Genomic DNA, 24,647 nt, shown 5'->3' with positions numbered 1-24,647 from the left:
CAAAAACTAGACAGTATTAAATTTTAGTGGTAATTTACGCACCATTCTTAAGGGCATTGCCCACCATTCAAACATTTCAGTATTATCAACTCTTATTCGTTCCAACATTATTAATTATGCATCTTACAGAACTTAAAAATACGCCTGTTTCTGATCTTGTGAAACTTGGCGAAGAACAAATGGGTTTGGAAAATCTTGCCCGTTTACGTAAACAAGATATTGTTTTTGCTATTTTGAAACAACACGCCAAGAGCGGTGAAGATATTTTTGGCGGCGGCGTGTTGGAGATTTTACCCGATGGTTTCGGTTTCTTACGCTCCGCAGACAGTTCCTACCTTGCTGGTCCTGATGACATCTACGTTTCTCCAAGTCAAATTCGTCGCTTCAATCTTCAAACTGGTGATAAAATTGAAGGCAAAATCCGTCCACCAAAAGAGGGCGAGCGCTATTTTGCACTTTTAAAAGTCGACCAAGTCAACGATGACAAACCAGAAGTCTCTCGTAGTAAAATTCTTTTCGAAAACTTAACCCCATTACACGCAAATTCTCGTTTAAGAATGGAACGTGGTAATGGCTCAACCGAAGATTTAACCGCGCGTATTTTGGATTTAGCCTCTCCGATTGGTAAAGGTCAGCGTGGTCTTATCGTAGCACCACCAAAAGCCGGTAAAACCATGTTGCTACAAAATATTGCACAAAGCATCACGCACAACTACCCTGAATGTGAACTTATTGTGCTTTTAATCGATGAGCGCCCTGAAGAAGTAACGGAAATGCAACGTTCAGTAAAAGGTGAAGTGATTGCCTCTACCTTTGATGAACCAGCTGCTCGTCACGTTCAAGTAGCTGAAATGGTTATCGAGAAAGCAAAACGTTCTGTTGAGCACAAAAAAGACGTGGTGATTTTACTCGACTCTATCACGCGTTTGGCACGTGCTTACAATACCGTTACACCAGCATCCGGTAAAATTCTTTCTGGTGGTGTGGATGCAAATGCGTTGCATCGTCCAAAACGTTTCTTTGGTGCTGCACGTAACGTAGAAGAAGGTGGTAGTTTAACCATTATTGCAACCGCACTTGTAGATACCGGTTCAAAAATGGATGAGGTTATCTTTGAAGAATTTAAAGGTACCGGTAACATGGAATTACATCTTTCTCGTAAAATTGCAGAAAAACGTGTGTTCCCTGCAATCGACTTCAACCGTTCAGGTACGCGTAAAGAAGACTTACTTACCACACCAGATGAATTACAAAAAATGTGGATTCTTCGCAAAATCCTTAACCCAATGGGTGAAGTGGAAGCGATGGAATTCCTCATCGACAAACTTATGGTGGCAAAAACTAACGATGAGTTTTTTGAAATTATGAAGCGGTCTTAATGTTGACCGCACTTAAAAACAAAAAAGGCTTGGAAAACCAAGCCTTTTTTATTTTGCGAATTATTCGCCCAAACGCTCTTTAATACGAGCTGATTTACCTGAACGTTCACGTAAGTAGTAAAGTTTAGCTTTACGTACTGCACCTTTACGTTTAACAGCGATAGAATCTACAGCTGGAGAGTGAGTTTGGAATACACGCTCAACACCTACGCCGTTAGAAATTTTACGTAAAGTGAATGCTGAGTGCAAGCCACGGTTACGAATTGCAATAACCACGCCTTCGAATGCTTGCAAACGACGTTTGCTACCTTCAACTACCCATACTTTAACTTCTAAAGTATCACCTGGGCGGAAGCTAGGTACGTTTTGTTTTAATTGTTCTTGTTCAAGTTGTTTGATAATGTTAGACATTGTTTGATCCTTTATTGATCCTAGATGTAACTGAAACTAACTGTTATGTTCGGCTTGCGCCTCTTTTAACAGCTTACGTTGTTCGTCAGTCAGAGCTAGGCCTTCTAAGAGCTCAGGGCGTCGGAGCCACGTTCTTTGTAGCGATTGTTTTAATCGCCATTTCCGAATTTCTTCGTGATGTCCCGACATCAGCACGGGTGGTACAGTTAATCCTTCTAACACTTCCGGTCTGGTGTAATGCGGGCAATCTAATAAACCATCAGCAAAAGAATCTTCTTCTGCGGAGGCTTGCTTACCTAATACACCGGGAATAAAACGCGCAACAGCATCAATTAATGTCATTGCCGGCAACTCCCCACCGGTCAGAACGTAATCGCCGATTGACCATTCTTCATCAATTTCAGTTTGAATCAATCGCTCATCAATACCTTCGTAACGCCCACATACCAAAATCAATTTCTGATTTTGAGCAAGTTCGGTTACGCCACCTTGATCGAGTTTACGTCCTTGTGGCGAAAGGTAAATCACCTTTGCGCCTTCTCCTGCAGCTGCTCTCGCAGCATGAATCGCATCCCGTAAAGGTTGCACCATCATCAGCATTCCCGGGCCACCACCATAAGGACGGTCATCCACGGTTTTATGCTTATCGAATGTAAAATCTCTTGGATTCCAACATTCTACTTGCAGAAGATTATGTTTTACGGCTCTACCTGTAACCCCAAATTCCGTAATCGCTTTAAACATTTCGGGGAATAATGAAATCACCCCTATCCACATAAAAAGCCTACTACATTACGTTTGTGCATACTTGAGATTAGAAACCAGCGTCCCAATCCACTTCAATAGTTTTCGTGGTGAGATCGACTCTTTTAACTACTTGTTCATACAAAAACGGAATTAACCGCTCTTGTTTTCCAAAAGCATCTTTGGTATTGGCTTTAACCACTAACACATCATTAGAACCGGTTTCCATCATCTCTGTTACCGTTCCCATTGTATAACCTTCTAGGTTGACGACTGAACAACCGATTAAATCGTGCCAGTAATAATCGCCCTCTTCCAGTTCAGGGAAAACAGATAAATCCACACCAATTTCAACATTCGCTAAAGTTTGTGCAGCTTCACGATCATCAACGCCTTTTAATTTAACGATGATTTCGTGATTATGATGACGCCAGTTTTCTAATTCAGTTGGCTGCCATTCACCTTTGATTTTTAAAAACCAAGGTTTATAATCAAAAATGCTTTCAGCTTGTTCTGTTGATGAATAAATACGTAACCACCCACGGATACCGTAGGTTGAGCCTAATTTGCCCACAACTTCAATGCGTTGTTGTTCCATATTTTTCACCTATCTTAGTTTAAGAACTAAATCAAAAAGCGAGATTATGCTTTTTGAGCTTCTTTTACCAAAGTTGCAACACGATCTGAAAGTGATGCACCTTGAGCAACCCAGTGGTTTACACGCTCAAGATCAACACGAAGACGTTCTGCATTACCTTGTGCGATTGGGTTGAAGAAACCTACACGCTCAATGAAACGACCGTCACGTGGTGAACGACTGTCAGCTACTACGATTTGATAAAATGGGCGTTTTTTAGCTCCGCCACGAGATAAACGAATGGTTACCATAACCTTCCTCTAAATGTTTAATTACTAAAAGAATATTCTCAAACTCGAAAGTGATTTAAGAATATAGCTTACTTTTTTCTCTGTATATATAGACAAAAAGCCTGAAGATTTTACACTTTTTGAGCAAAAAAGCAAGCCAATAGCCTATTTCTACTTGAGAAATTCCCCATAAAAAATGACCGCACTTCATCACAAAGTGTGGTCAATTTTTTATTCATTTTGTGAATTAATAAACCCCTTGTGCCAACATTGCATCGGCTACTTTTACAAAGCCAGCTACGTTTGCGCCCACTACATAGTTAATGTTTGCTTGGCCTTCTGCTGAACCGTATTTTTTACAGTTTGCATGAATATCTAACATGATGCGATGAAGCTGTCTATCCACCTCTTCAGCTGTCCAGTATAAACGTTGTGAACTTTGCGCCATTTCTAAACCTGATGTAGCAACACCACCTGCATTAGCCGCTTTACCTGGGCCAAATAATACACCAGCTTCTAAGAATGCTTCTGTCGCTTCGATAGTGGTTGGCATGTTTGCACCCTCAGCAACCAATTTCACACCGTTTGCAATTAGAGCTTTAGCGTCTGAAATCTCTAATTCGTTTTGGGTTGCGCAAGGAAGTGCAATATCTGCTTTCACTTCCCAAGGGCGTTTACCTGCAAAATATTGAAGACCAAATTGTTTTGCAAACTCTTCTACTCGACCACGTTTTACATTTTTGAGCTCTAATAACGCTTCTAATTTTTTACGATCGAATCCTTCTGGTAAATACACGTAACCCGCAGAGTCAGAACAGGTTACGACTTTCGCACCGAGCGCCATCGCTTTTTCAATCGCATATTGCGCCACGTTACCCGAACCGGAAACTAAAACCGTTTTACCTTGGAAGCTATCCCCTTTCTCTGCAAGCATTGCTTGGGCAAAATAAACCAATCCATACCCCGTTGCTTCTGGACGAATTAAGCTCCCCCCAAATGAAAGACCACGACCAGTAAAGACACAAGCCGCATGGTTTGATAATTTTTTCATATAGCCTGCAAGATAGCCTACTTCACGACCACCTACACCAATATCACCGGCAGGCACATCAGTATCCGGGCCTACATGACGATATAATTCGGCCATTAACGCTTGGCAGAAACGCATCACTTCAGCATCTGATTTTCCTTTAGGATCAAAATCTGAGCCGCCTTTTGCACCGCCCATTGGCAATGTGGTTAAGGCATTTTTAAATATCTGTTCAAAACCTAAGAATTTTAAAATAGATAAGTTAACAGATGGATGAAAACGCATCCCCCCTTTAAAAGGACCAATTGCACTGTTGAATTGCACACGGAAAGCACGGTTTACTTGAACTTGGCCTTTATCATCAGTCCATGCCACACGGAATTGGATTGCGCGCTCTGGCTCAACTAAACGCTCTAATAAAGCTTCTGAACGGTATTTAGGGTTTGCTTCCAAGAAAGGCCAGATTGACGTGAAGACTTCACGAACGGCTTGTAAAAATTCAGGTTGGTGGCCGTCACGTTGAGCCACTTTTTCAAGAAATGCGTCTAATGATGCTACTGCTGACATAGGATTTTCCTTCTAGTAGTGAGTTAATATGATGTGTGTAACGTTATTTTATTTATCACCGTCTTGTTGCGGCGTGTCATCAATATAACAATAGAAAAATCAACTAGGCAATAGTTTTTTTATAGAAAAAATGAAGAAAAAATAAAAAACGAGAAAATGTTTAATATTTTCTCGTTTTTATTAGATGAGATCTAAAATTAACACCTAGATTAGCACTTCAAGTTAAAAAGTGCTTATTTATTTTTACCTTCTAAGTAAAGCCATTCAGCGACTTGCTTCGCAAAATACGTCAAAATACCATCCGCACCCGCACGCTTAAAGCAAAGCAATGATTCCATAATGCATTCTTTTTCTTTCAGCCAACCATTTTGAATGGCCGCCATATGCATCGCATATTCACCAGAAACTTGATAAGCAAAGGTTGGCACGCCGAAATAGTCTTTCACACGATATACCATGTCTAAATATGGCATACCTGGTTTCACCATCACCATATCTGCCCCTTCTTGTAAATCAAGAGCCACTTCTTGCAAGCCTTCATTACCGTTGGCTGGATCAAGTTGATAGGTTTTCTTGTCACCACCTTTCAGATTGCCCGCAGAACCGACTGCATCACGGAATGGACCATAATAATTAGACGCATATTTTGCAGAATACGCCATAATTTGCGTATTGATATGACCATTTTCTTCCAATGCCTGACGAATACGACCAATACGTCCATCCATCATATCACTTGGTGCCACAATATCAGCTCCTGCTTCAGCGTGTGAAACAGCCTGTTTAATCAGGATATCTGTTGTGATATCGTTTAAGACATAGCCTTCTTCATCAATGATCCCGTCTTGTCCGTGTAGTGTATAAGGATCGAGTGCGACATCAGTTAATACCCCTAATTCTGGATAAGCGGCTTTCAATGCTCTCACTGCGCGCTGTACCAAACCATTCGGGTTAAACGCTTCATCTGCCATTAAAGATTTTTTATCTTGTTCAACTACTGGGAATAATGAAATCACTGGCACGCCGTATTTCACTAAAAGGCCTGCTTCGATTAATAACTGATCGATCGTTAAACGTTCAACTTTAGGCATAGAAGGAACTGGTTCACGATGATTTTCACCTTCAATGATAAATACCGGATAAATTAAATCATTCGCGGTTAAAGTATTTTCTGCCACTAAACGGCGACTAAAATCATGTTTACGTAAACGACGAAGGCGACGGGTTGGAAAACCGCCTAAAATTTGTTGAGTCATAATAATATTTCCTGTTTTTATGATGTTAAAAGGGCGTATCACCTACGCCCATTTTCTTAATCTTTGTGATTCAAATCACCCTGATTTTCTACCGCACTTTCTTCATCAGTTGCCTCTTCTTCATCCTCTTTCGGTTGATAGAAACGTGCAACTAACAAGCCTAATTCAAAGAGAAGACACATTGGTACAGCAAGTAAAGTTTGAGAGAACACGTCTGGTGGCGTTAAGATCATGCCAACAAAGAACGCTCCCACAATAATATAAGGGCGTTTTGCCGCCAATGCTTTCGTGGTTGTGACACCTGTCCAGCAAAGCAAAATAATGGCAACGGGTACTTCAAAGCACACACCGAAAGCCAAGAATAATGCTAGCGCAAAATCAAGGTAACTGCTGATATCTGTTGCGATAGCTACCCCTTCTGGTGCAGTTTGCGTAAAGAAACTAAACACGAAAGGGAAAACAACATAATAAGCAAACGCTACACCGCAATAGAATAAAACTGTACTGGAAAATAATAACGGATAAATTAAACGTTTTTCATGTTGATACAGTGCTGGTGCAACAAATGCCCAAATTTGATAAAGCAAATAAGGTACAGAAATAAACACCGAAACAATCGCGGTTAATTTAATTGGCGTAAAGAAAGGCGTTTGGATATTGGTTGCAATCATCGTTGCACCTTTTGGCATCACCGCGGTTAAAGGTGCGGCGACAAAATGATAAATATCATTAGAAAAATAAACCAACGCCACAAAAACCACTAAAATACAAATTACACAACGTAATAAGCGGTTTCTTAGTTCAACAAGATGGGTAATTAACGGTTGGGAATCGTCCGTCATATTGCTCATAATTATTCTCTAGGACTTCGCTTCAGATTTCGGTGCTGGCTGTAGCTCCACATCATCCGGCGAATAGTAATCGGATAAACGCTCAGTTAATTCAGCTTGTTCATGAGGTTCAAGTGCGGTCAAATCCACTTCTGTTTTTTCAGATTCCAAAACTTCGGCAGTTTCATTCTCTGCATGTTCTGTGGATGCTGTTTCAACCGGTTTCGCTGCTGTTTCTTGTGCGCTTACCTCAAGTTTTTCCGCAGAATCAGCCGGATTTTCAGCCGCACTTTTAATTTCTTTAATTTGCTCTTCCACCGTTGTACCTGCTGCAGCCGCTTTTTCTTCTAACTCTGCACGCATTTTTTGAGCTTGCTCTTTCAGCTCTTCAACGGTTTTACTTAAATCTGGGGAAAGCTGTTTGAGATTAAGTTGTTCCGCTTTCTTAATACTATCTTGCAACTCTTGCAATTTAAGCTCTTGTTTTAATTCATTTTGAACATTAGCTGCCAATCCACGGATCGTTTTCACCCAGCCCATTACCGTGCGAATAGCCACAGGTAAACGCTTAGGGCCTAGCACTACCAAGCCCACAAGCATCAATAAAACAAGTTCGGAAAAACCAATATCAAACACGGTTATGCCTGTTCTTTATCTTTTACAGTTTCAGTTTTTTCAGCGGTGGTTGTACTGTCTTTAATTTGAGTAAACTCAGCATCTTTTTTCAGCTCGTCATCAGACATCGCTTTTTTAAAGCCTTTTACTGCTGCGCCAAGATCAGATCCCGCATTACGTAATTTTTTGGTACCGAATACTAATAAAATCACGACTAATAAAATAATCATTTGTGCTGGGGATAAACCAAACATAGAAAAACTCCGTTAGAATTAAATTGAAAATTTGGGCTTGAATATACTCTTTTTATGCATTTGTCTCAAGAGGTAATTTTAAAAGTGCGGTCAAAAAATTAGAGGATTTTCAACCGCACTTTAGTCTTATTATTCAGCCAGTTCTGTTTATTCATCAGACATTAACTCTCGTCCACCATATTAAGCTTATGTGACAGAAATTATGAAATAACAAAATCCAGTTCTTTCATGTATCGCTCATAACATTGCAAGATGTCTACGATCAAATCCTCTTCATTTGTAATACTCAAAGGACAACCTTCCAATTGAATATTGGTTGAAACCATTAATGCATGTTGAACTTGTGCAGTTTCAGGCTCAGGCTTCTCGAACAAGGTAATTTGGTAAAAAAAATCTTCTGCTAAACCATTTTCAATAGAAAGAACCAGTTGATTATTATCACGACCAAAATGTTGCTGTAAGGTCACATTTAAACCATAGGTACCGATGAGTAACTGGCGCAACTCTCTCATTGCCAAAAGCGCCGTTGTTTTTAAATGTAAAATGGCATCATCTCGCTTAGGTTCAATCACTAACTGTCTTAAACGGCTACGCCAGTTTGCACCTGTCCACAAATCTGAAACCTCTGTGGAATAATATTGACGCTCAAATCGTAAACCTTTCAACAAACTCCATGCCATCACTGACATCAACAGAGCGAAAGGTAAAGAAAAAAACAACATCGTTGATTGGAGTATTTCAATACCACCAAAAAGGTAAAGAACAAACGTAACTGCTGACAATAGCCCACCCCAGAACATAGATTGCCAACGAGGTGAAACCTGGCTTTTGTCTTCAATCGCAATATTATTAAGCGTATAAATACCAAAGTTAATGGTGACGATAAAAAAGAGTGTGATAATAAATAAAGCTAACGTTTTAGTTAAGCCGGAATAGGGTAAATAACTCAGAAAATCAAAAAGGAGTGACCCCACATTATTTACAGCTTGACCTAATGCCCCCTTAGCAAGATGCTCATTAACCCAAATGGCTCCATTACCAAATACCGTGAACCACAAAACGAAGAATAAACTTGGCACCATCAATACGCCGAAAATAAACTCCCGTAAAGTTCGTCCGCGAGAAATCCGTGCGATAAAAATCCCAAAGCCGGGTGCCCATGAAAACCACCATGCCCAGTAAAAAACCGTCCAATCCATAAACCAGTCTAGATGTTCTACATCATAGGCATAAGCCTTGAAACCGACTCTAATTAAACCGCTTAAATAGGTACCAATATTTTCCGTAAAAGCAGAAATTAAATATATTGTCGGACCGAATAGCAAAACCAATAACATAAAGAGAAAGGTAACGCCTAGATTTAGCTCACTAAGAATACGGAACCCGTTGGCAATCCCTTGCAGTGAAATTAATATAGCAATGATAAAAACACTCACCAAAATAAAGGGAACCAAATACGGTGAGTTATCCAATAAATGCATGGAATGGAACGCTGCCGCCAACCGAATTGCACTGTAACCTAAGGTTGCGACTACGCCAAATAAGGTGGTACAAATCCCGAGAATATCAATGACATCCCCCACTTTTCCATTAATCTTTTCTTTCAGTAAGGGATAAAAACAAGAGCGTAAAGAAAAGGGTAATTTATAGCGAAATCCGAAATAAGCAATCGTAAGTGCAATTAATCCATAAATAGCCCAAGCACTGATACTCCAATGAAAAATACTAAAAAATAATGCCGTTCGAACTTTCTCATATTCACCTATTGGTGAAAGAAAATGTGAAAGCGGTTCAGCAACGCCAAGAAAAACAATACCAATACCAATTCCAGAGGTAAAGAGTAATGCAATCCAAGAGCCTAATTTAAACTCTGGTTCTTCCTCATCGCCCCCCAGCTTAATATCACCATATCGTCCTAATGCTAAGAAGAGTAAAAAGAATAGAAAAAATGCACTCAGTAAAATATAAAACCAGCTAAATTGAGAGAAAATAAATGCTTTCGCCGCAGCAAGATAAGATATCGTTTGCTGCGTATCAAATAAAAGGGCTGCAATAATCGCTAAACTAAAACCTAAACTGCCCCAAATAACATTTGCTTTGAAAGTATTTTGTATCTTCATATTTGTTTTAAGATAAAAAGTGCGGTTAAAAACTTAGAGGATTTTCAACCGCACTTTAGTCTTATTATTCAGCCAATTCTGTTTGCTCGTGTGCCATCAATTCTTGACCAACATCGTCTAGCAAACTTAAATAACGTTCATAATGTTTCAACATATCAGCAATTAATTCATCTTGATCCATATATTGCACATCATAACCCACTCGACCATCAAAGAAATAAGTGTATGGCTCATAAGTCATACTATGCTGGATATGTGGCAAGTTATCGTCATTAATTAATTGCTCTGACACCTCACGACCGATAGATTTCACCCCGTACATAAAGTCTCTCATCAAATCTTTCTGAATGACTAACTCGACTGCAGGTTCATCTTGATCAAATAACGTGTTAATTTGCACACTCAAGTCATATTTACCAATCAATTCTTGGCGTAGCTCACGCATTGCCGGCAATACCGTATGTTTAAGGAAACGTAAAATATCTTTTTCTTGCGTTTGGTTCATCATTTGTTCCAAACGTTCTTTCCACTTATCACCTGTCCAGAAAATACTGGTTGGATTAACTTTGGTATCAAAATATTTTTTATCTGCACTCAAGCCTTTCCATAAACTAAAGCACATCAGCAACATCAACATCGCAAAAGGTAATGCTACCAACAAAGTCATTGCCTGCAGGTTTGCCAAACCACCCGATTGCATTAAAACAATCGCGACGACTGACATTAATATACCCCACATTACGGCCTGCCAACGAGGTGCTACAAGGCTTTTATCGCGTGATGCTATGTTATTTAATACATAAATACCGGAGTCTGCCGAGGTGATAAAGAATAAAGAAATCACCACTAAACTCACTAAACCGGTCACACCAGAAAGCGGTAAATAATCTAAGAATTTAAAGAGCAACGTTTCAGGCGAGGAAATCATTTGTCCTAACGTACCTGCAGCTTCACCATCATTCAACCAAATGGCCGTATTACCAAATACGGTAAACCACAAGATACCGAACATGCTAGGAATCACCAACACGCCAAAAATAAATTCGCGAATGGTACGTCCTTTCGAGATACGCGCAATAAATAAACCGACAAATGGCGCCCAAGAACACCACCATGCCCAATACAGAATTGTCCAACCGCTAAACCAGCCAGTATGTTCTTGTTCATAAACATAGGTTTTGAAGCTTAATTGTACTAAGTTGCTGAGATAAGTTCCGATATTGTCGCTAAAAGCGGATAATAAATAAAGTGTTGGCCCCGCCACTAAGACGAAAATCAACAAACAGAAAGCTAATGTTAAATTCAGCTCACTTAAGATTTTTACCCCTTTCCCTACACCGGAAATCGCGGAAAATATCGCTAAACTCATTACCACGGCAATTACGACAACTTGCAAGCTGAAGCTATTTTCGCTAATCCAGCCTAATTGATGTAAGCCTGCACCCAATTGTGATGCACCAAAACCTAATGTTGTGATAACACCAAATAAGGTGGCAAGTAACGCCATAATGTCGATAAGATCGCCTAACTTGCCATTAATACGCTCTTTCAATAACGGATAGAAACAAGAACGTAATGCCAAAGGTAATTTGTAACGGAATCCAAAGTAAGCCAATGCCAACGCAATCGTGCCATACACCGCCCAGGCATGAATTCCCCAGTGGAATAAGGTGTGTAACAAGGCTTCTTGTTGCTTATGCTCTGCACTGCCTGTGGTAATATCAGATAAGTAATGCGTCAATGGCTCTGCGACACCAAAGAACATCAACCCTACACCCATGCCGGCAGCAAATAACATTGCCAACCAAGAGAGAAAACCGAATTCAGGCTCTTCTTCATCATTGCCTAATTTGATATTACCTAGGCTACTGACTGATAAAATGACTAAAAAGCCCAAAAACACTGAGAATGCTAATACGTAAAACCAACTAAAGTTGGCAAAAATGCCCGATTTGGCAGCATTTAATAAAGTTTGTGTTTGTTCCGGTGCAATTAAAATCATTGCTACCAGTAACACCACAAAAAATAACGTTGCACCAATCACTAAAGGATTGAACGACGTTTGCTTTTCCATAAATTTAGATAAAGACAACGCTTCCCCCTTAAAAATTAAGTGAATAAAAATAAAATCAGATTAAATAAAATAAGGTCTTAAACCCTAAATGGTGAGATGGAACCATCGCAAATGATAGCACGGAGAAGTGCGATTTTGAAGGAAACGCTCAGTAGGATTTGAGTGGATTGTTTCCAAATACGAAATATATATTATCAAAACATCAATATTTTTTCAAATTGCCGAACATTGAAACATCATGAAAGAAAAAGTACGGTTAAAAAATCTTTAAATTTCTGACCGCACTTTATTCAATATTGATTAAATTCGTTCTTCGATAATTCCGCCACCCAAGCAGACTTCATCTAGGTAAAACACGGCTGATTGACCTGGTGTGACCGCGGCTTGTGGTTCGTCAAAAATCACTCGAATGCAATCGTCATCAATCGGCTCAACCAAACAAGCAATATCCGTTTGACGATAACGAGTTTTCACCGTGCAACGGAACGCTTCACGCACAGGTTCGCGACTCACCCAATGTAGCTGTTTGGCAATTAAGCCTTTGGAGAACAAACGTGGATGATCATGGCCTTGTGCCACAATCAATTCATTATTTTCCACATCTTTATCTACTACATACCAGGCTTCATCACCGGCATTTTTTAATCCACCGATCCCTAGCCCTTTTCGCTGCCCCAGTGTGTGGTACATCAATCCTTCATGACGACCAATAATCTCGCCATCTACGGTACGGATGTCACCTGGTTGAGCCGGCAAATAACGCGCTAAGAAATCCTTAAACTTACGCTCACCAATAAAACAAATACCCGTAGAGTCTTTTTTCTTCGCGGTAATTAAACCTAAATCTTCTGCAATAGCACGTACGATCGGCTTTTCAATTTCACCAACAGGGAAAAGGCTTTGGCCTACCTGATTTTTACTCAACGTGTAAAGGAAATAGCTTTGATCTTTGTTGCTATCTAAGCCACGCAATAGCTCTGCTTGATTATCTACACCACGACGACGCACATAATGGCCGGTAGCAATATAGTTAGCGCCCAAATCTTCTGCTGCATATTCCAAGAAAGCTTTAAATTTAATTTCTTTATTGCACAAAATATCCGGGTTTGGCGTACGACCAGCTTTGTATTCCGTTAAGAAATGCTCAAACACGTTATCCCAATATTCCGCCGCAAAATTGATTTTATGTAGCTTAATGCCTAGCTTGTCGCATACTGCCTGCGCATCAGCAAGATCCGCTGCGGCTGTACAATAATCGGTATCATCATCTTCCTCCCAGTTTTTCATAAACAGGCCTTCCACTTGGTAGCCTTGTTGTTGAAGAATAAAGGCAGACACCGAAGAATCTACCCCGCCGGACATACCGCAAATGACTTTTTTAGTGGAGTTTTCGGCAAGTTGTTCTGCACTCAATGGTGCGAAATGTTGATTATAAGTATTTGAAGTTAACATAAGTCTCCCGTAACTTCGGTTAAGGCGAAGCACATTGGTGATAATGATTGAAATATGGCGGAATGACTTCCGCCCCATAAATTAAGATTATTGCACAAAGTGCGGTTGATTTTGCGTGAATTATTTCACTTCATAAAATTGCGAATTATCGTCTTTCTTCGCAAATTTTTGTTCGTATTCAGCTTTGGCATTTTCATCGCCAGCATCTAATTTTTCTTGTAAAGTGTCGCAAGGTTTATCGCAGTCACAGGCTTTGGCAATACCGAGTGATGAAAGCCCGCCACAGCTGCCCTTTAAGCTTTGTTTTTTAAAGATAAAGCCTACAGACATTAATACAATAATGGCCACAAAAGCGATTAGGGTAAAAAATAAAGTTTGCATGATTATTCCTTATTTGCGAGTAACTTTTGGAAGGCTGAGGACATTTTCGTTTCAAAGCCTTGTTCGGTTTTCATAATTAAATAAACCGGAATATTTTCTTTCTCAGCCACTTCCAATGCTTTATCTTCACCAAGTACAAATAGGCCTGTAGATAAGCCATCAGCAGTCATTGAGCTTGGTGCAAGCACGGTAATTGAGGCTAAATGATGCTGAATTGGATAGCCGGTTTTCGGGTCAATTTCATGTGCAAAACGTTGGCCATTTTCCTCAAAATAAATACGGTAATCGCCTGAAGTGGCCATCGCCATATTATTTAAACCAATCACTTCTTGAACTGATCTTTCACCCGTATTATTCGGTTTTTCAATAGCAATTTGCCAAGCTTTATTTTCGGCATTTTTACCTTTTGCACGGATTTCTCCGCCAATTTCCACCATATAGTTTTGTACGTGATTTTGCTCTAAGACATCCGCAACTTGATCCACACCAAAACCTTTAGCAATAGATGATAAATCAATATAAACCTGTGGCACGGCTTTACTTAATGTTGGGGTTTTACCACTCATATCAAGGTGAATCTTATCAATTCCGACCCAACTTTGACGTTCAGCAAGTTGCTCTGGGGTTGGCTTACGCTCTGGGCGTTTTTCTGGTCCAAAGCCCCATAAATTCACTACAGGCCCCACAGTCACATCCAATGCTCCTTCAGTAACCGTATTTAAACGAATCGCCTCTTGTAAGACTTTGGCAAAATCAGCCGATATTTCAATCGGTGTATTCACTTGCGTATTTTGATTAAAACGGCTCAATTCGGAATCTTTAATGTAAGTGGACATTTTCTGATTCACATCTTTTAAAACTATCTCAATCTGCTCATGTGTTTTTTCAGCATTTTCTTTAACTGAACCGTCATCAATATAGCGGATATGGTAAGTGGTTCCCATGGTTTTACCGCTAAGTGAAATAATTTCAGGATCTTTCTTACACGCACTTAATGAACAAGCTAAGACAACCGCAATCAATCCGCTTAATACTTTTTTCATCTATTCCTTCCTAAATATATGAATTACAGGCAAACCGACGCATCTATCAGCTTGCCTGTAATCCATCTTAAATATTGACCGCACTTCATCACAAAGTGCGGTCAGTTTTCATGATGTTTTGATTAACTAAAATCAACCACCGAAGTCATCTAATAAGATGTTTTCATCTTCAACACCGAGGTCTTTCAACATTTTGATTACCGCAGCGTTCATGACTGGAGGTCCACACATGTAGTATTCACAATCTTCTGGTGCTTCATGATTTTTCAAGTAGTTTTCATAAAGTACGTTGTGAATAAAGCCAGTGTAACCTGTCCAGTTATCTTCTGGTAACGGATCAGATAATGCCACGTGCCATGTAAAGTTCGGATTTTCGGCTTGAAGCTGATCAAAATCTTCTACATAGAACATTTCACGTTTAGACCGTGCACCATACCAGAATGACATTTTACGTTTAGAGTGTAAACGTTTTAATTGGTCAAAGATATGAGAACGCATTGGCGCCATACCCGCACCACCACCGATGAAGACCATTTCGTTGTCGGTTTCTTTCGCAAAGAATTCACCGAATGGACCTGAAATTGTCACTTTATCACCTGGTTTTAATGACCAAATGTAAGAAGACATTTGACCTGGAGGTGCATCAGGTTGACGTGGTGGAGGCGTTGCAATACGCACGTTAAGCATAATAATTCCTTTCTCTTCTGGGTATGAAGCCATAGAGTAAGCACGGATAATATGCTCATCCACTTTAGACACATAACGCCATAAATCGTATTTGTCCCAATCTTCGTGGTATTCTTCTGGAATATCGAAATCTTTATAGTAAACCGTATGTGGATCAGCTTCAATTTGGATATAACCACCCGCACGGAAAGGTACTTCTTCGCCTTCAGGAATCGCTAATTTAAGCTCTTTGATGAAGGTTGCTTTGTTATCGTTAGAAATAACAGTACATTCCCATTTTTTCACACCGAAAATTTCTTCTGGAAGTTCAACGTCCATATTGCCTTTTACATTAACTTGGCAAGCTAAACGATAGCCTTCTTTTGCTTCACGTTTATTAATATGAGAAAGCTCGGTTGGTAGAATTTCACCACCGCCACTTTTCACTTTCACAATACATTGACCACAAGAACCACCGCCACCACAAGCAGAAGAAACGAAGATACCTTTACTTGCTAAAGCACCAAGTAATTTGCCGCCAGCTGGTAAAGTGATCGCTTTTTCAGGATCGTCATTAATAGAAATGGTGATATCACCAGAATCCACTAATTTTGATTTAGCGAATAAAATAATCGCAACGAGCACTAAAAGGATGACCGTAAATGCCGCAACACCTAATAATAAAATTGAAGATTCGCTCATTTATGCCTCCTTATAACTGAATACCAGAGAATGACATAAAGCCAAGCGCCATCAAGCCTGCAGTGATAAAGGTAATCCCTAATCCTTTTAAGCCTGCCGGTACATCGGCATATTTCATTTTTTCGGTTAAGCCTGCAAGCGCAACGATTGCTAACATCCAACCAAGCCCCGCACCTACACCATAAACTGCAGATTCTGCAAAAGTGTATTCACGTTGTACCGCAAAAGATACACCACCAAAGATCGCACAGTTTACGGCGATAAGTGGAAGGAAGATACCTAATGCGTTATAAAGTGCCGGGAAGAATTTATCTAAAGTCATTTCAAGTAATTGAACAAGACCCGCAATAATCCCGATAAAGGTAATGAAGTTTAAAAACTCAAGGCTTACACCTTCTACCAATGCGCCATCTTTTAATACATGTTCATACACAAATTGGTTCGCAGGTACCGCAATACCAAGTACTACTGTTACCGCAACACCAAGGCCAAATGCCGTAGAAACTTTCTTAGAAACCGCAAGGAAAGTACACATCCCTAAGAAGAAAGAGAGCGCCATGTTTTCAATGAAGATCGCCTTCACGAATAGGCTAATATAATGTTCCATTGATTATTTCTCCTGTTGCTCAGGTTTCCACGTTCTTAAGCCCCAAATAACGAAGCCGATAATAAAGAACGCACTTGGTGCAAGAAGGAATAAACCGTTTGGTTGATACCAACCACCGTCTTGAATTGTTTGGAATACAGGGAAACCAAATAAACGACCAGAACCGATTAGTTCACGTAATGTTGCAACAATTAATAAGATCGCACCATAACCTAAACCGTTACCGATACCATCAACAAAGCTTTCTAGCGGAGGTGATTTCATCGCAAACGCTTCTGCGCGTCCCATTACGATACAGTTTGTAATGATAAGACCAACGAATACAGAAAGTTGTTTAGATAAACCATAAGCATAAGCTTTTAATACTTGGTCAACCAAAATTACTAAAGACGCAATAATCGCCAGCTGCACAATGATACGGATACTATTTGGAATATAGTTACGAATCAATGAAATGAACAAACTGGAGAAACCGGTTACCAAACTTACCGCAATCGCCATAACGATCGCTGTTTGTAATTGGGTTGTTACCGCTAATGCAGAACAGATACCCAAAATTTGCAAGGCAATCGGGTTATTTTTAACAATAGGATCGAATAAAAGACCTTTTAAGTTTACTTTTGCATCAGCCATTATTTGATTTCTCCTGCTTTAAATTTCGCTAAGAATGGACCAAAGCCATTTTGGCTGAACCAATAATCAAATGAACCTTGAACACCGTTACTGGTTAACGTTGCACCTGATAAACCATCTACACCGTGCTCTTTATCTGCAGCAGAGCTACCTTTGTAGATTTTGAATTTTTGGTTACCTTGTTCATCGAATAATTTTTTATCAACGAACTGTGCTTGCCAACGTGGGTTCGCAATTTCGCCCCCAAGACCAGCTGTTTCACCTTGATCATAGTAAGTAATACCTTTGATGGTATTCGCATCTGGTGCAACAGAAACAAAACCATACATGGTTGACCATAAACCACGGCCATACATTGGTAATACAACTTGGGTTACATTGCCTTGTTCATCTTTTACAAGATAAACACGCGCTTGGTTTGCACGAACCTTAATTCCTGCTTTATCTGCCTCAGCTGGGATAGCTTGGCTTTTAGCTGGATCTTTAACGGCATCTTTAGGTTCAAATTTATTAATTTCTTCTGCTGAAGCTTGAACGTAATCACCACTTTGCAAATCCACTAAACGTGGTTCAATAAATTTGCTGTAAGTGTCTTTAATTACTGATGCATTATCTTCTTTCATTAAGCCAGCAACAGTTAAAATGTTACGTTGAACGTCGAGTGCTTTTTGTTCATCTTGTTTGGATTTTAATGCTACTGCAGCACCAGAAACCACGATAGAACACACTAAACTTAGCAACACAACAACGGTAACTGTACCGCTAACGCTATCTTTATTAAATTTAGCCATTTGTTCTTGCTCTCCGACGTTTGATATTTGCTTGAACCACGATGTAGTCGAAAATTGGTGCAAATAAGTTTGCAAATAAAATCGCTAACATCATCCCTTCTGGATAAGCTGGGTTCACTGTACGAATTAATACAGCCATCACGCCAATTAACGCACCGTACCACCATTTACCCGTGTTGGTAAATGAAGCGGATACAGGGTCTGTAGCCATGAAGATCATACCAAGTGCAAAACCACCTAATACAAAGTGCCAATGCCAAGGCATTGAGAACATTTGGTTAGAATCAGAACCGATTAAGTTGAATAAGGTTGCAGTACCAATCATACCGATCATGACACCAGCCATAATGCGCCAAGAAGCAATTCGAGTGAATACAATCACTGCACCACCGATTAATAACGCAAGGGTTGAAACCTCACCCATTGAACCAGGGATATTACCAATGAATGCATCCATCCAAGTAATAGGTTGACCGGTTACAGTGTGTTGTAATGCAGCTTGACCACCTTGAGACCATTGTGAAAGTGCGGTTGCGCCTGAGAAACCATCTGCAGCAGTCCATACTAAGTCACCGGAAATTTGAGCCGGATAAGCGAAGAATAAGAATGCGCGACCAGCAAGTGCAGGGTTCATAAAGTTACGACCTACACCACCAAAGATTTCTTTCGCAACCACGATACCAAAGGTGATACCGAGTGCCGCTTGCCATAATGGCAATGTTGGTGGAACGATTAACGCAAATAAAATGGTTGAAACGAACATCCCTTCATTTACTTCATGACCACGCACCACTGAGAATAATAATTCCCAAATTGTACAAACGGTAAATACCACTAAGTAAATTGGTAAGAAGAAGATCGCCCCTAACGCCATTTTTGAGCCCCAAGTTGCATTATTGGTTAAATCTAAACCTAATGAACTTGCAAGTGCATAGTGCCAATCGTTAGCAATTAATTGATCTAAATTGCCTAATTGATTTAAGGCAGGGATCGCTTGGTTACCCACATTGTACATCCCGTAGAAAATCGCTGGGAACAACGCAAGGAAAACCGTAATCATCATACGTTTTGAGTCTAACGCATCACGAACGTGTGTGTTTTTGTGCGTTACCGTACCTGGTGTATAAAGCAAGGTATAAATCGATTCAAAGACCGGATAAAGCTTGCTGTATTTACCACCTGGCAAAAACGCGGGTTCCATTTTTTCAAAAAGATTTTTTAAACCCATTTTTAACCTTCCTTCTCAATCTTATCTAATACTTGACGCAAGATTGAACCGTATTCATATTTGCCCGGACAAACGAAAGAACATAATGCTAAGTCTTCTTCATCTAATTCAAGACAACCTAACGCTTGTGCACCATCGGTATCGCCCACGATTAAATCACGTAATAATAATGTCGGTAAAATATCCAACGGCATCACGCGCTCATAGCTACCGATTGGTACCATTGCACGTTCACCACCATTTTCTGCTGTAGTGAAGTTGAATAATTTTTTACCAAAGTGACCTAATACGGTACGGGTAATCGAATATTTGTTCGATTGTGGTGTGATCCAACCTAAGAACTCTTTCTCATTACCTTCCGCAATCACAGAAACTTGTAATGCATAACGACCTAAATAGTCATGAGCACCTTTTGCAGTTTGACCACAAAGCACAGAACCAGAAATCACACGGTTATTACCGTCTTTTAACTCACCAGCTGTTAATTGAGAAAGGTTTGCACCGATTACGGTACGAACTAAACGAGGCTCTTTCACTTGCGGACCAGCAAGAGAAACAACACGTTCTACATAAAGTTCGCCCGTAGTGAATAATTTACCTACAGCAATCACATCTTGGTAATTGATATGCCATACGGTTTTATTCACACCAACCGGATCGATAAAGTGAATATGTGTTCCCACTAAACCAGCAGGATGAACGCCGCCAAAATCATGTACTTTTAGGTTAGGTAAATCCACGGTTGGGATATTGCTATCACCCGCTTTACATAAATTTAATGGTTTATTTGGAAATAGACGACTTAATACAGTTAAACCGTCAATAAAATCTTGCCAATGCTCTTTTAACACTACCTCTGGATTTGCCGCCAAAGGATTGGTATCCATCGCATTTACAAACAGAGAAGATGGTTCTGCATCTAAGGCAGGCACTTTGCTGAACGGACGAGTGCGGAACGCTGTCCACAAACCGGATTCAACGAGGTTTTGTTTAACTTGTTCAGAAGAAAGCGTATTGAGCTCACCTGCGTTATATTTAGCGAAAGTAACTTGATCGTTACCTTGCACATCAATGACCACAGATTGTAATACACGTTTTTCGCCACGATTAATTACAGTGATAGTACCACTCGCAGGGGCTGTGAAAACCACTCCAGGGTTTTTCTTGTCTTCAAAAAGCACTTGGCCTTTTTTCACGACATCGCCTTCGCGTACCTTCATAGAAGGACGCATACCCACATACTCTTCACCAAGAATCGCAACCTGATTCACAGCGTTACCGCTATGGATTACTTGTGCTGGTTTTCCTGCAATAGGAAGGTCCAAGCCTTTTTTGATTGTAATCATACTGTTTGCACTACTTTTCTAGGTTAAAAACACGATTGCAATCAAAGCCTATGCCTTAAGAGCAATCTCGCGATTGAGCGTGACAGAAAACACTTTGAGATCAAAGCATTATTAACTGACACATAAATTTAAAAACTCAAACCTGTTTAATTTCTCGACGAGTAAGGAATCACTCACACATCCAGAAATTGAAATTCGAAAATTAAAAGCGCCTTATTCTATCGGAAAATGGGCTTTTATTCCACTTTACCCCCCCATTTTTTGTGAAATATTTGTGAACTTTTTAGACAGATATTTATCTGGAGTAAAAATAAATCTCCATCAAAATAAAAAGAGAGAACGCTTATCGCCTTCTCTCTCCTTATGAAAATCTAATATAGGGAACGTAAGGGAATACTTACTGTCCAACACCAAGACAATTTGGTGATTTTGGAAATGCTTCACCTAGGCTCTCCCATTCGCTTTTTGTATAAAGATGAAGCGCTAATGCGTGAATGCCATTTTTTAAATCATCGGCAAAAAGTTGGTAAAGTTTTTGGTGGCGTTGAACCTTGCGTATACCTTCAAAAGCATCGCTAACAATCACTAATTTAAAATGAGAATCAGCCCCTCGACCGGAACTGTGCATATGACTTTCATTTTCTACAGTGGCAAAGTGCGGTTGAAATTCGGCTTGAATTCTCTCTAATAATTCTTGCTGTTTTGACATAAATAAACTCCCTAACTTTTTGCTATACATTCAGCGTTAAGTTTGTAAGAATAACACAAATTAACCTAATTCAATGAGGAAATTATGAAAGTAACAAACAAAATCAAAGCATTATCAACAATGACGTTGGCCGCTGCGACATTATTTTTAGCGGGTTGCCAAGCACAATCCAATACCTTAACTTTTGCGCCTCAATCACCGACTGCATCAATGAATATTAACCAATCCGCAGTGGTAACAGTTAATACTCGCGATTCTCGTCCACAACAAGAAATTGCAACTTATACTAAATCAGGTGAGCTGATTAAATTAAACGCCTCACCAAGCGTTACTCAACTTTTCCAACAAGTGATGCAACAAAATTTGGTCAGCAAAGGTTTCCGTATTGGACAAGCGAATAATGCGAATGCTGGCGTAACTGTTGATGTAAAAGAATTCAACGCTAAAGTAGAGCAAGGTAATTTACGTTATACCTTGAACAGCAAAATTCAAGCGGTTGTTTATGTACAAGGTCCACGCGGACAATACAACAAAACCTTTAATGCAACCCGTTCACAGTCTGGCGCATTTAATGCGAGTAATGATGAAATTCAAAAAGTGTTAGGCGAAACCTTCAAAGATATTGTTAATAATATTTATCAAGATCAAGAAGTTACTAACGCCATTAATCAATATACCAATTAATTAAAAAGTGCTGTGTCCTTTTCAATAATCACTTGACGAATACGCCTTTCAAGCGTAACATTCGACCGATTTTTTAACGAGAAGGACACACACTTTGGACAGTCATAGTCGATACCGAATATCGCTCTAGACTCTCGCCTCTTATCAGCGAGAGCTCGCTGGTAATCAATTTACCTTTCTTCGGCATCTTTTATCGAACGAAACCCATTTTAAAACATTCAAAAATTTGACCGCACTTTTCTCTAGTGCCAATTTCGTTTGAGCTTTTTTTGTTCACAGTTGGATCTTCATAATCCCAAAAGGAGTATGACCAATGATTAACGCTTTTGCCATTAACGATTCCCGCTTGGTTCGTATTGATGACGAACCAGCCGATCTCAGCTCTGCCATTTGGTTAGATTTGCTGGAGCCGACAGGGGAAGAACGTGAAATGTTGCAAGAAGGCTTAGGACAAAGTCTCGCCTCATTCCTCGAATTAGAAGACATCGAAGCATCCGCACGTTTCTTTGAAGACGAAGACGGCTTGCACTTGCACTCATTCTTCTATTGTGAAGACGAAGAAAACTACGCCGACCTCGCAAGCGTAGCGTTTACTATTCGTGATGGCCGTCTATTTACCCTGCGTGATCGTGAATTGCCGGCATTCCGTTTATATCGTATGCGTTCTCGTAGCCAGCGCTTATTCGAATGTAATGCATATGAAGTCTTACTCGACTTATTTGAAACCAAAATTGAGCAATTAGCCGATGTTATCGAAAACGTTTATGCCGATTTAGAAAAATTAAGTCGCGTAATTTTAAACGGTACGCAAGATGAAGCTTTCGATGAAGCCTTAAATACCCTAACAGAACAAGAAGATACCAGTTCTAAAGTGCGTTTGTGTTTGATGGATACACAACGTGCATTGGGTTTCTTGGTACGTAAAACGCGCTTGCCGCCAAACCAGTTAGAACAAGCACGAGAAATCTTACGAGATATTGAATCCTTGCAACCGCATAATGAGTCTTTGTTCCAAAAAGTAAACTTTTTAATGCAGGCGGCAATGGGTTACATTAATATTGAGCAGAATAAAATCATGAAATTCTTCTCGGTGGTATCGGTTATGTTCCTACCAGCAACACTTGTGGCATCTACTTATGGGATGAACTTTGAATTTATGCCGGAGCTCCATTTTAAATATGGTTACCCAATGGCTATTGGATTAATGATTGGTGCGGCGCTTACGCCTTATATCTATTTCAAACGGAAAGGTTGGTTATAATGGAAATTTCCCAAACTGCATTATTTTTAGGATCGATTATCGATCTGTATTGTTTAGTGTTAATTTTACGCGTATGGCTTCCCTTAGCGAACGTGGATTATTACAATCCTATTTCTCAATTTTCGCTGAAATTTACCCAACCGGTTATTGCGCCATTACGTAAAGTTTTTCCTGTGGTGAAAAAAGTGGAAACTGCGGCACTGTTTTTAGTCTTCTTGCTTTGCGGGCTAAAATCGATTCTCTTTGGCGGATTAAATCTCAGTTTCTTCTTACTTTTGGGTATATTAGGACTAATTAAAAATATCGGTGTGGCCATTTTCTATGTGTTAATCGCCGGTGCAATTTTAAGTTGGTTTAATCGTGGCAATAATCCTGCATTCTATGCGTTATATCAACTTACCGAACCATTATTGAAACCCATTAAACGCATTTTACCAACTGTTGGCGTGATTGATTTTTCACCGATGGTTATTGCCATTATCCTGTTATTTTTGAATAATCTCTTTTACGATTACTTTAACCTTTTATGGGCAATTGCTGCGTAAAGTGCAGTTAAAAATAACATTATTTTTTCGGGCTGGATTTTCCAGCCCTTATTGTAAATATGGTAAGTAAATTTAGTTATGTCAGCAATCGAACAAACACCTGAAGGACTACGCCTTAAAATCATTCTGCAACCCAAAGCCAGTAAAGATCAAATTGTGGGATTACATGATGATGAACTCAAAATCACGATCACCGCACCGCCTGTTGATGGTCAAGCAAATGCTCACTTGATGAAATTTTTGAGTAAAGCATTCAAAGTACCTAAAAGTGCAATCATACTTGAAAAAGGTGAATTAAACCGACATAAACAAGTTTGGATTCCTTCGCCTAAATTAATTCCATCTGAAATTCAAAATCTCTTATAAAATCAGTAAAAAAATCACCGCACTTTCTACCAATTTCCCCCGTTTTACGCTATCCTATACCACATTTTATAAAGCAAAATATGCCG

26 protein-coding genes are annotated in these 24,647 nt (G+C 39.7%); 5 read left to right on the top strand and 21 right to left on the bottom strand.

Translation table 11 applies throughout. The annotated features are described in order from the left end of the window. The first annotated feature begins 116 nt into the window (after positions 1-116). Positions 117-1,379 carry a transcription termination factor Rho gene (gene rho / locus AC979_RS02805; protein WP_005695393.1) on the top strand — a complete coding sequence of 421 codons (1,263 nt, stop codon included), beginning with the start codon at positions 117-119 and terminating at the stop codon, positions 1,377-1,379. A gap of 60 nt (positions 1,380-1,439) precedes the next feature. Here rho and rplS read toward each other — a convergent pair whose 3' ends face one another. The 21 genes from rplS to AC979_RS02700 all read right to left on the bottom strand — a co-directional run bounded on the left by rplS (position 1,440) and on the right by AC979_RS02700 (position 21,705). Continuing rightward, positions 1,440-1,790 (bottom strand): 50S ribosomal protein L19, encoded by a 351-nt coding sequence (rplS, locus tag AC979_RS02800; protein ID WP_005697898.1) that lies wholly within the window; start codon positions 1,788-1,790, stop codon positions 1,440-1,442. Positions 1,791-1,826: 36 nt separating this feature from the next. Next, the gene (gene trmD, locus AC979_RS02795; RefSeq protein ID WP_049372779.1) at positions 1,827-2,567 is read right to left on the bottom strand and encodes a tRNA (guanosine(37)-N1)-methyltransferase TrmD; all 741 of its coding nucleotides are present in this window, start codon (positions 2,565-2,567) and stop codon (positions 1,827-1,829) included. A gap of 37 nt (positions 2,568-2,604) precedes the next feature. Next, on the bottom strand, positions 2,605-3,132 hold the full coding sequence (rimM, locus tag AC979_RS02790; RefSeq protein WP_049372778.1) for a ribosome maturation factor RimM: 528 nt from the start codon (positions 3,130-3,132) through the stop codon (positions 2,605-2,607). Between the two features lie 44 nt (positions 3,133-3,176). Further along, positions 3,177-3,422 carry a 30S ribosomal protein S16 gene (gene rpsP, locus AC979_RS02785; RefSeq protein WP_005697005.1) on the bottom strand — a complete coding sequence of 82 codons (246 nt, stop codon included), beginning with the start codon at positions 3,420-3,422 and terminating at the stop codon, positions 3,177-3,179. Positions 3,423-3,648: 226 nt separating this feature from the next. Continuing rightward, positions 3,649-4,998 carry an NADP-specific glutamate dehydrogenase gene (gdhA, locus tag AC979_RS02780; protein ID WP_049372777.1) on the bottom strand — a complete coding sequence of 450 codons (1,350 nt, stop codon included), beginning with the start codon at positions 4,996-4,998 and terminating at the stop codon, positions 3,649-3,651. Positions 4,999-5,231: 233 nt separating this feature from the next. Further along, on the bottom strand, positions 5,232-6,254 hold the full coding sequence (gene hemB / locus AC979_RS02775) for a porphobilinogen synthase (protein WP_049363661.1): 1,023 nt from the start codon (positions 6,252-6,254) through the stop codon (positions 5,232-5,234). Between the two features lie 56 nt (positions 6,255-6,310). After that, positions 6,311-7,105: a twin-arginine translocase subunit TatC gene (gene tatC / locus AC979_RS02770; protein ID WP_049372776.1), complete on the bottom strand. Its 795-nt coding sequence runs from the start codon at positions 7,103-7,105 to the stop codon at positions 6,311-6,313. Between the two features lie 9 nt (positions 7,106-7,114). Then, on the bottom strand, positions 7,115-7,720 hold the full coding sequence (tatB, locus tag AC979_RS02765; RefSeq protein WP_049372775.1) for a Sec-independent protein translocase protein TatB: 606 nt from the start codon (positions 7,718-7,720) through the stop codon (positions 7,115-7,117). Positions 7,721-7,722: 2 nt separating this feature from the next. Beyond that, positions 7,723-7,953 carry a twin-arginine translocase TatA/TatE family subunit gene (gene tatA / locus AC979_RS02760; RefSeq protein ID WP_049372774.1) on the bottom strand — a complete coding sequence of 77 codons (231 nt, stop codon included), beginning with the start codon at positions 7,951-7,953 and terminating at the stop codon, positions 7,723-7,725. Positions 7,954-8,153: 200 nt separating this feature from the next. Continuing rightward, positions 8,154-10,073, bottom strand: a complete 1,920-nt coding sequence (locus tag AC979_RS02755; RefSeq protein ID WP_049372773.1) for a BCCT family transporter — start codon at positions 10,071-10,073, stop codon at positions 8,154-8,156. Positions 10,074-10,137: 64 nt separating this feature from the next. Beyond that, positions 10,138-12,165 carry a BCCT family transporter gene (locus AC979_RS02750; protein WP_049372772.1) on the bottom strand — a complete coding sequence of 676 codons (2,028 nt, stop codon included), beginning with the start codon at positions 12,163-12,165 and terminating at the stop codon, positions 10,138-10,140. Between the two features lie 282 nt (positions 12,166-12,447). Further along, positions 12,448-13,599: a tRNA 2-thiouridine(34) synthase MnmA gene (mnmA, locus tag AC979_RS02745; protein ID WP_049372771.1), complete on the bottom strand. Its 1,152-nt coding sequence runs from the start codon at positions 13,597-13,599 to the stop codon at positions 12,448-12,450. 120 nt (positions 13,600-13,719) lie between these two features. Further along, a complete protein-coding gene (gene nqrM / locus AC979_RS02740; protein WP_049372770.1) occupies positions 13,720-13,980 on the bottom strand; it encodes a (Na+)-NQR maturation NqrM in 261 nt (86 codons plus the stop codon). A gap of 2 nt (positions 13,981-13,982) precedes the next feature. Continuing rightward, the gene (locus AC979_RS02735) at positions 13,983-15,023 is read right to left on the bottom strand and encodes an FAD:protein FMN transferase (RefSeq protein WP_049372769.1); all 1,041 of its coding nucleotides are present in this window, start codon (positions 15,021-15,023) and stop codon (positions 13,983-13,985) included. Between the two features lie 132 nt (positions 15,024-15,155). After that, positions 15,156-16,391, bottom strand: a complete 1,236-nt coding sequence (gene nqrF, locus AC979_RS02730) for an NADH:ubiquinone reductase (Na(+)-transporting) subunit F (RefSeq protein WP_049362635.1) — start codon at positions 16,389-16,391, stop codon at positions 15,156-15,158. A 10-nt stretch (positions 16,392-16,401) separates the two neighbouring features. After that, positions 16,402-16,998 (bottom strand): NADH:ubiquinone reductase (Na(+)-transporting) subunit E, encoded by a 597-nt coding sequence (gene nqrE / locus AC979_RS02725; RefSeq protein ID WP_049362633.1) that lies wholly within the window; start codon positions 16,996-16,998, stop codon positions 16,402-16,404. Positions 16,999-17,001: 3 nt separating this feature from the next. Continuing rightward, complete coding sequence (locus tag AC979_RS02720; RefSeq protein ID WP_005695375.1) at positions 17,002-17,631, bottom strand: NADH:ubiquinone reductase (Na(+)-transporting) subunit D; 630 nt, start codon at positions 17,629-17,631, stop codon at positions 17,002-17,004. Next, a complete protein-coding gene (locus AC979_RS02715) occupies positions 17,631-18,422 on the bottom strand; it encodes a Na(+)-translocating NADH-quinone reductase subunit C (protein ID WP_005695373.1) in 792 nt (263 codons plus the stop codon). The genes AC979_RS02720 and AC979_RS02715 overlap by 1 nt, the downstream gene beginning before the upstream one ends. Further along, positions 18,415-19,650 carry an NADH:ubiquinone reductase (Na(+)-transporting) subunit B gene (locus AC979_RS02710; protein WP_014064157.1) on the bottom strand — a complete coding sequence of 412 codons (1,236 nt, stop codon included), beginning with the start codon at positions 19,648-19,650 and terminating at the stop codon, positions 18,415-18,417. Before AC979_RS02710 ends, AC979_RS02715 begins: the two co-directional genes overlap by 8 nt. Before the next feature lie 2 nt (positions 19,651-19,652). Then, complete coding sequence (locus AC979_RS02705; RefSeq protein WP_049372768.1) at positions 19,653-20,996, bottom strand: Na(+)-translocating NADH-quinone reductase subunit A; 1,344 nt, start codon at positions 20,994-20,996, stop codon at positions 19,653-19,655. Positions 20,997-21,393: 397 nt separating this feature from the next. Beyond that, positions 21,394-21,705: a BolA family protein gene (locus tag AC979_RS02700; protein WP_049372767.1), complete on the bottom strand. Its 312-nt coding sequence runs from the start codon at positions 21,703-21,705 to the stop codon at positions 21,394-21,396. 84 nt (positions 21,706-21,789) lie between these two features. On the opposite strand from AC979_RS02700, the gene AC979_RS02695 reads away from it, so the two are divergent. The 4 genes from AC979_RS02695 (at position 21,790) to yggU (ending at position 24,561) form a co-directional block, all read left to right on the top strand. Next, positions 21,790-22,389: a YajG family lipoprotein gene (locus tag AC979_RS02695; protein WP_049364852.1), complete on the top strand. Its 600-nt coding sequence runs from the start codon at positions 21,790-21,792 to the stop codon at positions 22,387-22,389. A gap of 313 nt (positions 22,390-22,702) precedes the next feature. Further along, a complete protein-coding gene (gene corA, locus AC979_RS02690) occupies positions 22,703-23,650 on the top strand; it encodes a magnesium/cobalt transporter CorA (RefSeq protein ID WP_049372766.1) in 948 nt (315 codons plus the stop codon). Then, positions 23,650-24,195 (top strand): YggT family protein, encoded by a 546-nt coding sequence (locus tag AC979_RS02685; protein WP_049372765.1) that lies wholly within the window; start codon positions 23,650-23,652, stop codon positions 24,193-24,195. The genes corA and AC979_RS02685 overlap by 1 nt, the downstream gene beginning before the upstream one ends. Positions 24,196-24,273: 78 nt before the next feature. Beyond that, entirely contained in the window at positions 24,274-24,561 is a 288-nt protein-coding gene (yggU, locus tag AC979_RS02680) for a DUF167 family protein YggU (protein ID WP_049372764.1), read from the top strand. Positions 24,562-24,647 lie beyond the last annotated feature (86 nt).

Source organism: Parahaemophilus parainfluenzae, assembly GCF_001053575.1.
Lineage (GTDB): Bacteria > Pseudomonadota > Gammaproteobacteria > Enterobacterales > Pasteurellaceae > Haemophilus_D > Haemophilus_D parainfluenzae_S.
The sequence above is the reverse complement of the archived record's forward strand: the minus strand, read 5'-3'. Positions and strand labels throughout refer to the sequence as shown.

What these genes read in the sequence shown, in the direction of transcription:
- rho (WP_005695393.1), top strand. Translation starts at nt 117, where the DNA reads ATGCATCTTACAGAACTTAAAAATACGCCTGTTTCTGATCTTGTGAAA.
- rplS (WP_005697898.1), bottom strand. Translation starts at nt 1,790, where the DNA reads ATGTCTAACATTATCAAACAACTTGAACAAGAACAATTAAAACAAAAC.
- trmD (WP_049372779.1), bottom strand. Translation starts at nt 2,567, where the DNA reads ATGTGGATAGGGGTGATTTCATTATTCCCCGAAATGTTTAAAGCGATT.
- rimM (WP_049372778.1), bottom strand. Translation starts at nt 3,132, where the DNA reads ATGGAACAACAACGCATTGAAGTTGTGGGCAAATTAGGCTCAACCTAC.
- rpsP (WP_005697005.1), bottom strand. Translation starts at nt 3,422, where the DNA reads ATGGTAACCATTCGTTTATCTCGTGGCGGAGCTAAAAAACGCCCATTT.
- gdhA (WP_049372777.1), bottom strand. Translation starts at nt 4,998, where the DNA reads ATGTCAGCAGTAGCATCATTAGACGCATTTCTTGAAAAAGTGGCTCAA.
- hemB (WP_049363661.1), bottom strand. Translation starts at nt 6,254, where the DNA reads ATGACTCAACAAATTTTAGGCGGTTTTCCAACCCGTCGCCTTCGTCGT.
- tatC (WP_049372776.1), bottom strand. Translation starts at nt 7,105, where the DNA reads ATGAGCAATATGACGGACGATTCCCAACCGTTAATTACCCATCTTGTT.
- tatA (WP_049372774.1), bottom strand. Translation starts at nt 7,953, where the DNA reads ATGTTTGGTTTATCCCCAGCACAAATGATTATTTTATTAGTCGTGATT.
- AC979_RS02755 (WP_049372773.1), bottom strand. Translation starts at nt 10,073, where the DNA reads ATGAAGATACAAAATACTTTCAAAGCAAATGTTATTTGGGGCAGTTTA.
- mnmA (WP_049372771.1), bottom strand. Translation starts at nt 13,599, where the DNA reads ATGTTAACTTCAAATACTTATAATCAACATTTCGCACCATTGAGTGCA.
- nqrM (WP_049372770.1), bottom strand. Translation starts at nt 13,980, where the DNA reads ATGCAAACTTTATTTTTTACCCTAATCGCTTTTGTGGCCATTATTGTA.
- AC979_RS02735 (WP_049372769.1), bottom strand. Translation starts at nt 15,023, where the DNA reads ATGAAAAAAGTATTAAGCGGATTGATTGCGGTTGTCTTAGCTTGTTCA.
- nqrF (WP_049362635.1), bottom strand. Translation starts at nt 16,391, where the DNA reads ATGAGCGAATCTTCAATTTTATTATTAGGTGTTGCGGCATTTACGGTC.
- nqrE (WP_049362633.1), bottom strand. Translation starts at nt 16,998, where the DNA reads ATGGAACATTATATTAGCCTATTCGTGAAGGCGATCTTCATTGAAAAC.
- AC979_RS02720 (WP_005695375.1), bottom strand. Translation starts at nt 17,631, where the DNA reads ATGGCTGATGCAAAAGTAAACTTAAAAGGTCTTTTATTCGATCCTATT.
- AC979_RS02715 (WP_005695373.1), bottom strand. Translation starts at nt 18,422, where the DNA reads ATGGCTAAATTTAATAAAGATAGCGTTAGCGGTACAGTTACCGTTGTT.
- AC979_RS02710 (WP_014064157.1), bottom strand. Translation starts at nt 19,650, where the DNA reads ATGGGTTTAAAAAATCTTTTTGAAAAAATGGAACCCGCGTTTTTGCCA.
- AC979_RS02705 (WP_049372768.1), bottom strand. Translation starts at nt 20,996, where the DNA reads ATGATTACAATCAAAAAAGGCTTGGACCTTCCTATTGCAGGAAAACCA.
- AC979_RS02700 (WP_049372767.1), bottom strand. Translation starts at nt 21,705, where the DNA reads ATGTCAAAACAGCAAGAATTATTAGAGAGAATTCAAGCCGAATTTCAA.
- AC979_RS02695 (WP_049364852.1), top strand. Translation starts at nt 21,790, where the DNA reads ATGAAAGTAACAAACAAAATCAAAGCATTATCAACAATGACGTTGGCC.
- corA (WP_049372766.1), top strand. Translation starts at nt 22,703, where the DNA reads ATGATTAACGCTTTTGCCATTAACGATTCCCGCTTGGTTCGTATTGAT.
- AC979_RS02685 (WP_049372765.1), top strand. Translation starts at nt 23,650, where the DNA reads ATGGAAATTTCCCAAACTGCATTATTTTTAGGATCGATTATCGATCTG.
- yggU (WP_049372764.1), top strand. Translation starts at nt 24,274, where the DNA reads ATGTCAGCAATCGAACAAACACCTGAAGGACTACGCCTTAAAATCATT.